At 63.0% G+C, this 13,979-nt stretch carries 11 protein-coding genes, 1 tRNA gene and 1 other RNA gene; 7 read left to right on the plus strand and 6 right to left on the minus strand.

The features are described 5' to 3' along the window. Window positions 1-13: 13 nt before the first annotated feature. Both K9F62_15320 and murA read right to left on the minus strand, forming a co-directional pair. Window positions 14-340 carry a hypothetical protein gene (locus tag K9F62_15320; GenBank protein UJX43221.1) on the minus strand — a complete coding sequence of 109 codons (327 nt, stop codon included), beginning with the start codon at window positions 338-340 and terminating at the stop codon, window positions 14-16. A 43-nt stretch (window positions 341-383) separates the two neighbouring features. After that, complete coding sequence (murA, locus tag K9F62_15325; protein UJX40068.1) at window positions 384-1,634, minus strand: UDP-N-acetylglucosamine 1-carboxyvinyltransferase; 1,251 nt, start codon at window positions 1,632-1,634, stop codon at window positions 384-386. 155 nt (window positions 1,635-1,789) lie between these two features. Here murA and K9F62_15330 point away from each other — a divergent pair. The 4 genes from K9F62_15330 (at window position 1,790) to K9F62_15345 (ending at window position 4,143) form a co-directional block, all read left to right on the plus strand. Further along, window positions 1,790-1,865, plus strand: a tRNA-His gene (locus K9F62_15330). Between the two features lie 306 nt (window positions 1,866-2,171). Continuing rightward, window positions 2,172-3,158, plus strand: a complete 987-nt coding sequence (locus K9F62_15335; protein ID UJX40069.1) for a glycosyltransferase — start codon at window positions 2,172-2,174, stop codon at window positions 3,156-3,158. 411 nt (window positions 3,159-3,569) lie between these two features. Further along, window positions 3,570-3,893, plus strand: a complete 324-nt coding sequence (locus K9F62_15340) for a carboxymuconolactone decarboxylase family protein (protein UJX40070.1) — start codon at window positions 3,570-3,572, stop codon at window positions 3,891-3,893. 19 nt (window positions 3,894-3,912) lie between these two features. Then, window positions 3,913-4,143, plus strand: a complete 231-nt coding sequence (locus tag K9F62_15345) for a thioredoxin family protein (protein UJX40071.1) — start codon at window positions 3,913-3,915, stop codon at window positions 4,141-4,143. 50 nt (window positions 4,144-4,193) lie between these two features. Here the strand turns inward: K9F62_15345 and ftsY are convergent, their stop codons facing one another. Next, window positions 4,194-5,606: a signal recognition particle-docking protein FtsY gene (gene ftsY / locus K9F62_15350; protein UJX43222.1), complete on the minus strand. Its 1,413-nt coding sequence runs from the start codon at window positions 5,604-5,606 to the stop codon at window positions 4,194-4,196. A gap of 541 nt (window positions 5,607-6,147) precedes the next feature. Between ftsY and K9F62_15355 the strand changes: the two genes are divergently transcribed. Both K9F62_15355 and asnS read left to right on the plus strand, forming a co-directional pair. Continuing rightward, window positions 6,148-6,639, plus strand: a complete 492-nt coding sequence (locus tag K9F62_15355; GenBank protein UJX40072.1) for an L-2-amino-thiazoline-4-carboxylic acid hydrolase — start codon at window positions 6,148-6,150, stop codon at window positions 6,637-6,639. Next, a complete protein-coding gene (gene asnS, locus K9F62_15360; GenBank protein ID UJX40073.1) occupies window positions 6,636-8,024 on the plus strand; it encodes an asparagine--tRNA ligase in 1,389 nt (462 codons plus the stop codon). The genes K9F62_15355 and asnS overlap by 4 nt, the downstream gene beginning before the upstream one ends. A gap of 30 nt (window positions 8,025-8,054) precedes the next feature. Here asnS and K9F62_15365 read toward each other — a convergent pair whose 3' ends face one another. From K9F62_15365 to K9F62_15375, 3 genes are all read right to left on the minus strand, one after another. Beyond that, on the minus strand, window positions 8,055-10,385 hold the full coding sequence (locus K9F62_15365) for a PocR ligand-binding domain-containing protein (GenBank protein ID UJX40074.1): 2,331 nt from the start codon (window positions 10,383-10,385) through the stop codon (window positions 8,055-8,057). Window positions 10,386-10,612: 227 nt separating this feature from the next. Beyond that, window positions 10,613-10,970, minus strand: a transfer-messenger RNA (tmRNA) gene (gene ssrA / locus K9F62_15370). A 51-nt stretch (window positions 10,971-11,021) separates the two neighbouring features. Further along, window positions 11,022-11,267 (minus strand): hypothetical protein, encoded by a 246-nt coding sequence (locus K9F62_15375; protein UJX40075.1) that lies wholly within the window; start codon window positions 11,265-11,267, stop codon window positions 11,022-11,024. 627 nt (window positions 11,268-11,894) lie between these two features. Between K9F62_15375 and K9F62_15380 the strand changes: the two genes are divergently transcribed. After that, window positions 11,895-13,925, plus strand: coding sequence for a methyl-accepting chemotaxis protein (locus K9F62_15380; protein ID UJX40076.1), 2,031 nt, complete (start codon window positions 11,895-11,897; stop codon window positions 13,923-13,925). The last annotated feature ends 54 nt before the right edge of the window (window positions 13,926-13,979 follow it).

Here is a 13,979-nt window from a genome sequence, read left to right on the forward strand (position 1 = left end):
CCCCTTCTTTCTTTCAATTACCCACAAGGCCTTCGTTGCGGATTTTTTGGGCGTCCCGGTGCAGATCGGGGCCGGGCTTCATGATGTTGTTTTCCATACCGGGCGCGACCTGCCACCGTTTTTCCCAATGGCCGGTTTTGGGGGGATAGTAGGGTGCGCCGTCGCAACGGCCGGCGCAGGCCGGGCAGGAGGTGTTGCACAGGCGCGACGGGGTGAATTCGGTCATGTTGCCGGTATCCACCACGCAGACCTGCCGTCCGGCTCCGTCCACGCAGACGAAAAGTCCCACCGCGCTGGCGGGGGTGGTGGTGAGGAAGAGTCCCGCCAGGAAAAACGCCATTGCCGCAACGATGCGAGCCCGTGCCATGATCTGCCTCCGTGCGTCAGGCGAGGCGTTCGATATCCGCCCCGACGTTGCGCAGTTTGACTTCCACCGCCTCGTAGCCGCGATCCAGGTGGTAGACGCGTTGGATCAGCGTTTCGCCCTTGGCGGCCAGGCCGGCCAGGACCAGCGAGGCGCTGGCCCGCAGGTCCGAGGCCATGACCGGCGCGCCGGTTAGGCTTTTCACCCCGCGAATAAAGGCGCTTTGGGCCGAGATGCGAATCTGCGCGCCGAGGCGCACCAGCTCCTGGACGTGCATGAAGCGATTCTCGAAAATGGTTTCGCGCACCGAGCCCGCGCCCATGGCCACGCACATAAGCGCCATGATTTGCGCCTGCACGTCGGTGGGAAAGCCGGGATAGGGCTGGGTGGCCACGTCCACGCCCACGAGCTGCTCCCGGCGGCGCACCAGCACCCCGGCGTTGGTGGCCTCGAAGTGCAGGCCCATTTCCCGTAGTTTGGACACCACGGCGTCGAGCTCCATGAACGGGCAGCATTCGAGCTTGAGTTCGCCGTCGGTGATGGCTGCGGCCATCATGTAGGTGGCCGCCTCGATACGGTCGGGCATGACGCTGTACGAGCCGCCCCCAAGCCGGGGGACCCCCTCGATGGTGATGATCGCGGTGCCGTGGCCGGAGATCTTCGCGCCCATGGCATTGAGGAAATCGGCCAGGTCGGCGACTTCCGGCTCGCGGGCGGCATTCTCGAGCACCGTCGTGCCTTCGGCCAGGCTTGCGGCCATAAGCAGGTTTTCCGTGCCACCGACGGTGGGGAAATCGAAGACGATGTGCGCGCCGGTCAGCTTGTCGCAGCGCCCCTCGATGTAGCCGGCCTCCAGGTTGAAGGTCGCGCCCATTTTTTCCAGGGCGGTCAGGTGCAAATTGACGGGCCGCGCGCCGATGGCGCAACCGCCGGGCAGCGCCACCCGGGCCTGTCCGACCCTGGCCAAAAGCGGCCCGAGGACCAGCACCGAGGCGCGCATGGTGCGGACGAGGTCGTAGGGGGCCTCGGGATTGAGCTCTTGGCTCGGTTCCAGGGTGACGGTGTTGCCGTCGAAGGTGGACGGGCAGCCGAGCATGTCGAGGAGCCGCAGCGTGGTGTGGATGTCGCGCAGCCGGGGCACGTTTTCGATGACCGTCGGTTTGGTGAGCAGGGGCGCGGCGAGCAGGATGGGCAGGGCCGCGTTTTTCGAGCCGCTGATGCGCACGGAGCCGTGAAGGGGTTTGCCGCCCCGGATAAGCAGTTTGTCCATGTATGGGATCCTTGGCTGAATTGCGTGATGGTGGCAAGGGCGACGGCGCGCTTGCACTAACCACGATACCCTGGGGGAAGGATATGGGCAAGAGAATGAAAAAGATGTTGACGGGACGGTGGGGTGGGGCTAAAGAAATCGTTCTCCAGTCGATGGTGGCTGTAGCTCAGTTGGTAGAGTCCCAGGTTGTGGCCCTGGTTGCCGTGGGTTCGAGTCCCACCAGTCACCCCATCAAATTTTCGGAAAAAGGCCCGGTTTTGCCGGGCCTTTTATTTTTTGTCGCCTGTTTACGGCGTGCCGGGGGCGCGTGTCGCGGGGAGAGGTTTCGAATCCGGCCGCTTCCCCGGACCGCGAGCGGACGTCCGGAGCGGGGCTTTTGGACTGCCCGGACCAGCCCCGAGGTTTCGACCACCGTTCAGGATGGCGGCGTCGATCCGTTTCGGGCCTGTTTCGTCCCGGCCCGCAACAGGGTAGTATGCCGCAGGCGACGCTTCGGGGCGCGAGGCGGAAGGGACGCGCTGCCTATGGGGACAGGCCATGAAACGCATCTATTACCATGTGAGCCGCTACATCAGCCATAAGCGTGCCGGCGAGGATTTCATCGCCGCGCTCGGGGCTGTGGGAATCGCCTGCGTAGCCGATCCGGCCGCGGCCGACGTGCTCCTTTTGCACGACGAACCCATGGCCCTGGCCGAAATCATCCCGCGCTACAGGGACAAATACCGCATTGCCTATTCGGTCTGGGAAACGCAGACGCTTTCCGATTCCTATGCCAAGGCGCTTTGCGGCGTGGACCGGGTCTGGACCTGTTCGCCCTTTTCCGCGACCGCCTTTGCCGCGGCCGGATTCCCCGTGGATGTCGTGCCGCATGTGGTGCGCGTCGATCCGCCGACGGCAGGCGACCTTGACGCCATCAAGGCGCAGATCGCCTATGACCCGGGCAAGTTCTACTTTTACACCATGGTCGACTCGGTCAATCCCCGCAAAAACCTGGAAGCCTTGCTGCAAACGTTTGTGGCCACGTTCGGCAACGTCGGCGACGTGAAACTCGTGGTCAAGCAGTACAGAAATTCCTGGGACCTTGCCGGGTTGCCCAATGTCGTCAGCCTGGACGCCTTCTTGAGCCCCGGGCAGATCGCGGCCCTGCATGGCCTGCTCGATTGCTATGTCAGCGCGCATCACGCCGAAGCCTGGGGACTGTCACTTTCCGACGCCATGTTTTGCGGCAAACCGGTCATCGCGACCGGTTTTTCCGGCAACATGTCGTACATGAACCCGCAAAACAGCTTTCCGGTCCAGTACACCCTGGTCCCTGTTTCCGGACGCATGTGCGACCTTATCCCCCTGTATACGCGGGACATGGTCTGGGCGGAAATCGACCGCCGCCATCTCGCCTATCTGCTGCGCAAGGTGCGGCGACACAAGTACGCCTTGGATCTCCCGGCCCGGGCGCGGCAGGACATGGAGCGTTTCAGCCCCTTGCAGGTTGGGCGGCGCATGCGGGACCTGCTGGAGCGTATCTGATCCGGCCGTTTGCCCGACCTGCGCTCTTGTATCCGGGGCCTGCCGGGCTTCGCGCATCGTTGCGGCGTCTCCCCACTCACGGCCGCGCCTGATGCTCTTTTGCTTCTGACATTACCCGCTTGGCGATCTTTCCGCCGCATCCCGTTTTCATGGAAACCTGCCGCGTCAGGTGGTATGTGTGTCTATTTGGCGTAATGGCCAAATTTCAACTTGCCAATTCCCGAATGGGTCTCTATTTTCATTCTTGGTCAAATTGCCAATAATGATGTCTGTCCTCGCCTGGTCGCTGCCGGCGATGGTCATTTTGCGCAAGGTGTCGCTGCTGGTGGCCGTTGCCGCCATTGTCGGCCGCGGTATTTTGCTTGTGGGGTAGGTGATTAACGCTCTGTTGTAACGCACAAGGAGGTTGCCATGCGGTTTTTGGCCCAGCTCTTCCCGGAATTCGCGTCCTCGCTCGATGCCATGGACGCGCTCTATGCCGAAAAGCGGCTCATCGACGAAAAGACCTATCAATTCATTTGCTTTGCCGTCTCCATCAAGGCCCGGTCCAAACCCTGCGTGCTCAAGCACTTCAAGGGAGCCCTCGAAGCCGGGGCGAGCCTTAAGGAACTGGCCTACATCCTGGCCTTGGTCATGCGCGAGGCGGCCGGGGCCGACGACTGCTGGACCCACGACGTGCTCGGCGACGTGGCCGATATCGTGGCCGGCAACATTGACTGCGCCTGCAAGAAATAGGCGCGCGGAGGAACATACGATGTTGATTCAGGTGCTCGGCACGGGCTGCGCCAAGTGCAAGGAGCTGGAAAAGCTGGTGCGGGAGACGGTCGCGGAAAAAGGCAGCGACGCACAAGTCGAAAAGGTGACCGACCTCAAGCAGATCGCCATGATGGGCGTTTTCACCACGCCGGCGGTGGTCGTCGACGGGGTCATCAAGTCCGTGGGGGCGATTCCGCCGAAAGCGGATATCGCGGCCTGGATTTCCTGATTGTACCGTATGGCTCCGGGAGAGGCCACGCCCTCCCGGAGCCGTGATATTTATTCCACGCCGAGTAGCGCCTGGGCGAAGTCCTGGCCCACGAAGGGGCGCAAGTCCTCCATCTTTTCCCCCAGCCCCACATAGGTGATGGGCACGCCGAAGGATAGCGCGATGCCGACCACCACCCCGCCCTTGGCCGTGCCGTCGAGCTTGGTCAGGATGATCTCGTCCACGCCCGCCGCCTCGTTGAAAAGCTTGGTCTGGGACAAGGCGTTCTGGCCGGTGGTGGCGTCGAGCACGAGCACCGAGCGGTGGGGCGCTCCGGGGTGTTTCTTGGCCACGACCCGGCGGATTTTGCGCAATTCTTCCATGAGGTTGGTCTTGGTGTGCAACCGGCCGGCGGTGTCGAGGTAGAGCACGTCGAAGCCTTCGGACAGGGCCTTGTCCATGGCCTCGAAGGCCACCGCCGCCGGGTCGGCGTTCTCGCCCTTGGTGTAAAATGCCGCGCCGACCCGGTCGGCCCAGATTTTGAGCTGTTCGATGGCCGCGGCCCGGAAGGTGTCGCCGGCGGCGATGAGCACCTTTTTGCCCTGCATGATGTCGCGGTGGGCCAGCTTGGCGATGGTGGTGGTCTTGCCCACGCCGTTGACGCCGATCATCATGACCACTTCCGGCGGGTTGATGGCCTTGATGGTCTTTTGGACCTGGAAGATTTCCGCCAATTCCTCGCGCAGGATGTCCTTGAACACGGCCGGGTCGGTGGTGCCGCGTTTTCTGACCTTTTCGCGCAGGTTGTCCATGAGCTTGGCCGCCGGCTCGAAGCCGACGTCGGCCATGATGAGGATTTCCTCGAGCTCCTCCCAGAACGCCTCGTCGATGACGGCATGGTTGCCGAGCAGTCCGTCGATGCGCTTGACGATCTGTTCCTTGGTCTTGGCCAGCCCTTCGGAGAGCTTGAGGAAAAGCCGGTTGCGCTCGTCCTCCTCGTCCTCGAGCTCAAGGGCCAAAGCCAGGCGGTATTGCAGTTCCGAACGGAACAGCTCCACCTCGTCGTATTCCATGAGCGCGACCCAGTCCGCGAACTTGGCCACGAACGCGTCGGCCTCGTCGGCCGGGGCCTGCAAGCTCGCGAACAAAAAGCGTAGCCGGTCCCACAGGTCCGGCCCGGCCTCGGTGACGTCGGCCAGGAGAATATCGAGCCAGGCCGAGAGCTTGGGTTCGGCTTGTCGCAACTCGAGAATCAGCGCGTCGCGCCAGGGCGCGTTTTCTCCCGGCACAGCCGAAGCCTGGGGCGCGGCGGTGACCGGTTTGGCCGCCGGGGCCGGGGCTGCGGGAGCGGCCGGCTGCGCCGCAGGGGCAACCGGAGTCGGTTTGGATTCGATCACCGGTTGCGCGGGCTCGGCTTTTGCCTGGGGCGCTTCGGGCTTGGGTGAAACGCCTTCGTCGATGGTCGCGGCCGGCTTTTCGGCCATGGCGGCGGGTTCGGGAGAAGGGGCTGGTTCGGGAGCGACAGACGGTGAAAGAGCTTCCTCATGCTGCGGGAGGCCCGGGGCCACGGGAGGCGCGAGGTCGATGCTGTCTTCGTCCTGCGACGATGGAGCGGCTTCCTGCTCCGGCAGGGCGTCCGTATCCGCCATGTGCGGCTCGGGCTGCCGGGCGGTTGGCGCGACGGCAGGCCGGTCCGTCGGCTCTGGCTCCTCAGGCGTGGGCGCGACGGCGGGAGCGTCGGTTTCCTCCGGGGACGGGGCGGCGGTCTGTGTTTCCTCGTCCGTCTTCCAGAATTTCTTGATCTTCGAAAAAAAACCCATGAACGGCATCCTTGTGTTCGGGTGGAAATCGGTGTGGCGGGAGCGCGCAAGGCAGCGCGCGGCCTCAATGTATAGCCGGGCGCAGGGTTGGGCGCAACCGCCCGGGCACGGAGGGGCGAAGGGCGGTTGTGGTTGGTTGTCGCCTTGTGGCAAAAGACCCGCAGGCGGGAGACGCGCCATGCGTTCCCGAAAGGAGTCTGCCGCAATGAAACCGGAAGAGGGAAGTGCCCCGGTCACGACGATGCTCACGCAACGTTGCATCGAGGCGGCCATGCTGGCCGATGTCTATGCCGTACTGGTGGATAAAATCGGCAAGGACGCCGCCCTGGACGTGGTCGAGGAAACCATCGAGAGGGCGGCGCGCAAGGCGGGGCAGGATTTTGCCGCCAAAGCGCCGGGCGGGCCGAGCCTGACGCATTTCGCGGCCGTCACCGACATGTGGCGGGCCGGCGGGGCGCTTGCCATCGAAAACGTGCGCCGCCAGCCGGACAGCCTTTCCTTCGACGTGACCCGCTGCCGCTACGCCGAAAGCTACCGTGAGATGGGCCTGCCCGAGGAACTGGTCACACGCATCTCCTGCCTGCGCGACGGCGCGTTCGTGGCCGGCTACTGCGACAGATTGCGGCTCACCCGCCCCGGCACCATCGCCTCGGGCGAAAGCCGCTGTCCGTTCACCTTCACCTGGGAAAAACGATGAGCATGCGCCGCACCACCGTCCAGGCGGCCCTGCAAGGCGTCGGCAGCGGGGCCGAGGCCCGCGTCATGGGTTGGGTGCGCACCCGCCGTGACGCCAAGGGGTTTTCGTTCCTGGAAATAAACGACGGTTCCTGTTTGACCAACCTGCAAGTGATCGTGGATGCGGGCGTGCACGGCGCCGACGTCCTCAAGGATCTCGGCACGGGCGCGGCGGTGGCCGTGACCGGCGAGCTGGTTCCCTCGCCCGGCAAGGGGCAGCGCTTCGAGCTGCGGGCAACGGGCCTGGAACTGCTCGGCGCGGCCGATCCCGAAGCCTATCCGCTCCAGAAAAAACGCCACTCCGACGAATTCCTGCGCACCATCGCCCATTTGCGACCGCGCACCAACAAGTACGGGGCCATGCTGCGCCTGCGCTCGGCCCTGGGCCAGGCCGTGCACGCCTTTTTCGCCGCGCGCGGCTTCGCCTGGGTCCAGACGCCCATCATCACCGGTTCGGATTGCGAGGGCGCGGGCGAGATGTTCCGGGTCACGGCGCTTTCCGACGCCGAGGCCTGCCTGCCGTCCGGGGAACGGGCCAGCCGGGATTTTTTCGGCAAGGACGCCTACCTCACCGTTTCGGGTCAGCTTTCGGCCGAACCGCTCGCCCTGGCCCTGGGGCAAGTCTACACCTTTGGCCCCACCTTTCGGGCCGAGCACTCCGACACCTCGCGCCATGCCGCCGAATTCTGGATGCTCGAGCCTGAGATGGCCTTTGCCGACCTGGACGATGACATGGACCTGGGCGAGGCCCTGCTCAAGCATCTGGTCGGGGTGGCTGTAAACGACTGTGCCGAGGATTTCGGGCTGTTCGCCAAATACGTGGACCCGTCCCTGCCCGAAACGCTGGGGGCGATCCTCGAGAAGCCTTTCGTGCGCCTGCCCTACGCCGAGGCCGTGGATATTTTGTCCAGGGCGGAGGCCAAGTTCCAGTTTCCGGTCGGGTTCGGCTGCGATCTGCAAAGCGAGCACGAGCGGTACCTGACCGAGAAGCATTTCAAGCGGCCGGTGGTGGTCTACGACTATCCCAAGGAGATCAAGGCGTTTTACATGCGCCAAAATGACGACGGCCAAACGGTCGCGGCCATGGACGTGCTGGTTCCGGGTATCGGCGAGATTATCGGCGGCAGCGCCCGCGAGGAGCGCCTGGACGTGCTGACCGAGCGCATCCGCGAGTTGTCGCTGCCCATGGAGAGCTACTGGTGGTACCTGGACACGCGTCGTTTCGGTACCGTGCCCCATGCCGGTTTTGGGCTGGGCTTCGAGCGGCTGGTCATGCTCGTCACCGGCATCGGCAACATCCGCGACGTCATGGCCTTTGCCCGCACCTGGCGGCATCTGGAGTTTTAACGGTATGGCCGCGGCCCCGGGATGGCGGGGTCAGGCGGTCGCCATCTTGGCCGGCGCTTCGGGCCGGGCGGCGTCGCAACCGGGCAGGAGCACGTAAAAGACGCTGCCCTGGCCGGGCTGTGACTCCGCCCAGATCCGGCCGCCGTAATGGTGCACGATCTGCCGGCAGATGGCCAGGCCAAGCCCCGTTCCTTTGGTCGTTTCCCGCATGGTGTCGCCGCGGCCGACCTGATGGAACTTGCCGAAAATGGCTTCCAGTTCCTCGGCCGGAATCCCGATCCCGGAATCGGCGATGGCGAGCAAAAGCGACTCGCCTTCGCGCCGGACCGTCATGCACACCGTGCCTTCCCGGGTGAATTTCACCGCGTTTTGCAGCAAGTTGGTTGCGACCTGAATCAGCTGGTCCGGGTCCATGCAGACTTCCGGGACATCCTCATCCGCCTCGAGGACAAAGGAGAGTTCCGGCCGCTGGGCCAGGAGGCCTTTGATATTGCGGGCTGTTGTCCCGAGCACTTCCATGGGGTTGAAGCGCGTGTCGCGCCAGAGCATGTTGCCGGACTCGATGCGGTTGAGGTCCAGGACGTCGTTGATCAGGCGCGTGAGGCGCTCGGCCTCGCCGTAGACCACGCCCAGGTTGGCGGCGATGCGCCGGCCCCTAGCTTGCAAGGCCGGGGTGCCTTCGGCCAGAGGCAGGAACTGCTCGTTGAAATCGCGCCCTATCAACTTGGCGAAGCCCAGGATGGAGGTCAGGGGGGTGCGCAGTTCGTGGGACACCGTGGACAAGAAGGCCGACTTGAGGCGGTCGAGTTCGCTGAGGCGTATGTTGGCCTCGGCCAGTTCCAGTGCTTGCAGGCGCAGGTCGCGGGTGCGTTCCTCCACTTGGGCCTCGAGGCGCTGACGGCTTTCGGCCAACTCCTCCTCGATTTTTTTTCTGGCCGTGATGTCCGTGAACATGCCGAGCGCGCCGATGTAGTTGCCCGAGGCGTCGTAGAGGGGACTTGCCGACACCATGACCCAGAGCGATGCATCCGTAACGGTCCGGAGCTCGTGTTCGAACACCGGGCTTTGTCCCTGGCGCAGTTTTTCCAGATGCTCCCGGACAGTGACCAGGGATTTTCCCGTCAGGTAGGGATCCATCGGGCGGCCGGGCATTTCTTCCGGCGCGCAGCCGAGCATGGCGGCCATGCGACGGTTGACGAAGGCCGTCTTGTGGTCGGCATCGAGCACCCAGACCCCTTCGTTGGCGGTTTCCACGATGCGGCGGAATTTCTCCTCGCTCTCCCGCAAGGCCAGATTGGCCCGCTGCTTGTCCGTAATGTCCCGGATGACTTCGATGCCGCCGGTGATCCTGCCCGTCTCGTCGCGAAGGGCCACGGCCTTGGCCCAGATATGGCGGGGCCCCCGGGGCAGGGCCGCCACGGCGACCTCCGCGATGATGGAATCCACGCCCAAGTCCGCCACGGCGTAGCGTGCGTCCGGCTGGCCCACGGCGCCCCGGGCATAGTCGATCAAAAGGGGCGTCGGGGTTCCGTAAAAAGGCGTCCCGTATTCGAAATGCGATTTGCCGAGCATGTCCACGGCCGAGATGCCGGTGAGCTTTTCCATGGCCTTGTTCCAGAAAATCACGGAACCCTGCGCATCGACGACCATGGTCGGGTCGGGGAGGAACTCGATGATGTCGGCCAGGTTACGGTCGCGGATTTTGAGCCCCGCCTGGGCCTGGCGCAGATCGTCGATGAAAAGCGACTGCTGGTGGTTGGTCAGCGCCAGGGTGGAGAGATGTTCGGCAAAGCGGTGCAGGGCCGTACAGACCTTGGTGAACCGTTCCCGGGACATGTGGGGCACCTTTTGTAGTGCCTGGCGGAAGGCGTCCTCGTCGGCGCCGATTTCCCGGGCGTAGGCCATGGCGGCCGCGGCATCGAAGGATTCGTCGGCCACTTGGCCGATCAGCCAGGTGGCGATATGGCGCTGGCCGAAATAGATGGGGGTTGCCCCGTCGAGCAGCCCGCCGCTTAGGCAATTGGCCACAGCCGGGCCATGGAGGCAGGCCTGACCGAGGGTGACGTCCGAGCGGGTGCAGTTGGCGCGCCCTTTGGGCGTGCTGCGGATGCAATCACGGCAAAAGGTTGTGAAATTGCTTGGCTTGGTCAGGGGACGGCCGTCGGGAGTGGTGATGAGGGAGGCGACATCGGCGGCGGCGGCAAAGGCGTCCTGGATGCGCTGGATATCTTCCAGGGAAAAGATGTCCTCGAAACGAGGGACCCCGGGGGAGTTTTCCCGCCGGCCGAGCTCAGGGGCGTCGCTGCCTGCCTGCCGGCCATGTTGTTCCGGGGGCGTGTCGGTGGGTCTGTCGCGTTGCATATCCCCTCAAGAGCGTTCATGGTTTTTGCCACTATAAGCCAACGCGGTTTTTTTTTACAACAACTATTTCCGCAAGCGAGGGGGGGGGCGGCCTTCCGGGGAGGCCGGGAATAACGGGAGAGTCCAATGCGGTGTCCCGGCGCGTGCGCGCCGCAACACCGCAAAAAACAAGCCCCCGGGCCGTCGGGTCCAGGGGCTTGTTTGCACAGGGTGCGTGGAAAAGTTGGTGGTGGAGGCGGGGGGAATCGAACCCCCGTCCGAGAATGCTCCGCTCCTAGCGTCTACAGGCTTAGACCGAAAAACAATCTCGCCTCGGGCAGGCCTTCCGGCCGGGCCGCCTTCGGCCAGTCCGTCTGTTGTCTCGCGCGCCCCTCAACGGACGAAGGTTTGCGCCAGCCTGATGGGGGTTGGCGTCCCGGTTCAGCGTATCAGGCGTCAGCTGAGGGGACGCTGACTGTCATTAAGCAGCCAGAGCGTAATCGTAATCGTTGGCAGTTAACCAGTTGCCGCGTGTTTTACGAGGCCTCGCGGCACCTCGACCTGCAACCAGGGCTTCACTATCCCCGTCGAAACCAGGGCGCCCCCGTCGAAATTATATTGTAACGCATTGCGGCCGAAAGGCAAGGGGCACTTCGGCTAAAACATCTGGAGATGGCCTTGGTAGCCGCGCTCCTTCATGCAAGCCTCGGTGTCCTGCTTGCGCTGCCCGATGGGGCTGTCCGGAAAGGGCGGCGTGTTGACCTCAAGCGACGCCTTGCTGAAGCAATCGGAATAATCGTTTTCCACCGTGGCCTGCTCCACGCCCGGCTTGGAATAGGGGGCACGGGTGCAGCCGGCGACAAGGCCAAAAATGACAAGGAACGCCAAGATGGTGGGGCGCATAACGAGCCTCCTCGCGTCGACAGGGCAGAGAGCGACGCGGCGCATGAGAGTGACGAAAAGACGCTGTTGCGACGATATCCCGACGAACAGGCCCGAACCGCATGCCTTTTGGCTTACCGTGTGCCGCCGGTTTCGGGAAGCGTTTTTTCAGTCCGAGCCCCCGCAGACGCGCGTCGAACCCATCTGGAATACGGGCTTCGACCATCCTGCCTACCCCCTTTCGCGCGACACGTGGTCCAAGGCTTGGGCAGAAGCGCGCTTCGCGGCGGCTCCTTGGTCATGATGCCCGTCTTTTTCCAGCCGAATGCTCCGCCAGTGTCGCCAGGCCAATATCCTCGCAAGAAGGAAAGCGGAGAATCGCTTGCCGCTGTTGCGCCCGGGCAATGATACGGTTAGTGATTGTTACTTTTATCACAAAATGATGCACTAGCTTATCGTGGATTACACTTTACTTGTGACAATTTTCGCAAAAAAGTGATCTTTATGACGAGAATGACATCTTTTGCTTGCTATTCAGCTATGTGAAAAATAGAATAGTCACGCTTTTGAAAAAAATGTCTCTGTCGGGGCAACCCCGGGGAGACTCTTTAACACGAAAGGCGTTTCACTTTTGCACTGGAGATTATCATGCGGCGAATGAGTATAAAATGGTTGTTAATGACACTGGGTATAGCAAGCGTCATAGGTGCAGCGCTCACCATCTTTCTTCTCTATTTGCAGCAAGGAAGGATGTTCGGTTATTTGGAAAAAATCGGGAATGTTGACAGCCCGTTGCTCTTTCATCTCCAGGATGTTTATGCCCAGGGGCTGCAAACGGAACAGGCCACCCGCAATGTGATTCTCAATCCCAACGATCAAAAGGCCAAAGATAATTTCGCCGCTGCCGACAAAAAGTTCCGCAAAGCCCTCGCGGCGGCCGCTTCACTGGCCCGTGGGGACATGGCCCGACAACTCTCCGGTATTGAACCGCAATGGAACAAGAGTCACGACCTCAAGCTGCAATTGATGGAAATGGCCACCGCCGGCGATGTGAAGAAAGCCGTGACCATGCTCAACACCGAGGAAACGCCCTTGTGGCGGGCCATAAAGAATACGGTGCTTTCCCTCGTCAGCGTGCAGCAACGTGTCGCGGCGGACAACCTCAAGGCCATCGAGGCCGGAGAAACCTCCGTTTTTCATATGTTCCTGGGCATGGCCATTGTTTCGGTGATCCTGCTCATGGCGCTGATCGTCTTTTTGATTCGCGGCCTTGGCCGGGGCGCGGCGGCCATTATCGATTACGCCAAGACCATCGGAGGCGGGGATTTCAGCACCAAGCCGATCTCGGGCCTGCCCCGAGAGTTCGCCCAGATCGCCGCGTCCTTGCAGGAGATGGTCTGTTATCTGGAAACCTCGCTTGGGTATTACCAGGGCATCGTGCGCGGCATCGCAACGCCCTACGTCGTGGTGGACACCGAGGAAAAGCTGCAGCTTACCAACGACAGCCTCATGATGCTGATCGAGCAATCCGGCACTCCGCAGCAGCATTACGGGGAAAACGTGGCCGGCTTTTTTTACGGGGATTCCTCGCGCAAGACCGTACTCGCCACCGCCATGGCCGAGAACAAAAACATCCGCAAGGAAGTCGTGATGACCTCTCGCAAAGGAAATGCGCGCAATGTCCTTATTGACGCGTCCCCGCTTTACAACACCATCAACGGCCAATTGATGGGCTCGCTTTGCGTGTACCTGGACTTCACCGAACTGCGTCGGGGCGAGGCCGCCATGCAGGCCCAGTCCAACCGCATGCGCGAAACGGCCCGGGAAGCCCAGGCCATCGCCGACAGCCTGGCTCGGGAAATCGAGGATCTGACCCAGCGTGTGAACATGGTCGAAAGCGGCGCCATGCAGCAAAAGGACCGCATCGGCGAGACCGCCTCGGCCATGGACGCCATGGCCGAAGCCGTGACGGAAGTGGCGCAAAACGCCGCCGTCGCCGATTCCCTGGCCGAAGCGGCCAAGGAAAAGGCGGAGACCGGGGCCGGGATGGTGGCCGGTGTGGTGGAGGCCATCCGCAACGTCAACCGGCTTGCCGACGAACTGCGGCGGGACATGGACGAGCTTGGCGGGCAGGCCGAGGGCATCGGCAAGATCATGGGCGTCATCGCCGACATCGCCGACCAGACCAATCTGCTGGCGCTCAATGCCGCCATCGAGGCGGCCCGGGCCGGGGACGCCGGCCGGGGGTTCGCCGTGGTGGCCGACGAGGTGCGGAAGCTGGCCGAAAAAACCATGACCGCCACCAAGGATGTGGCCGGGTTTATCACCACCATGCAGCAAAGCACGCGCAAGAACATCGAAAAGACCGAACAGACCAGCCTCGCCATTCAGGACGGTACGAAAAAAGCCAACGATTCAGGTGAAATGTTGCAGGAGATCGTGGGCATCGTGGTCAAAACGTCCGACCAGATCCGCTCCATGGCCACCGCCGCCGAGGAGCAGTCCGCCACATCCGAGGAGATTCGCCGGGCCACGGAGGAGATCAACCGCATCGCCATCGATACCCTGGAGGCCATGGCCGCCTCGGCCAAGGCCGTGGCCGAACTGGGCGGACAGGCGCGGAGCCTGGAGACCGTGGTTTCGGGCCTGGAATCCGGCAAGGAAGCCATCGCGGCCTAGCGGGCGTTCGTTCGGGAAAGGAATCCGGAAGATGCTGCGAGAGGGGAAGCCTTT

Source organism: Desulfovibrio sp. JY, from assembly GCA_021730285.1.
Classification (GTDB): Bacteria; Desulfobacterota; Desulfovibrionia; order Desulfovibrionales; family Desulfovibrionaceae; genus Solidesulfovibrio.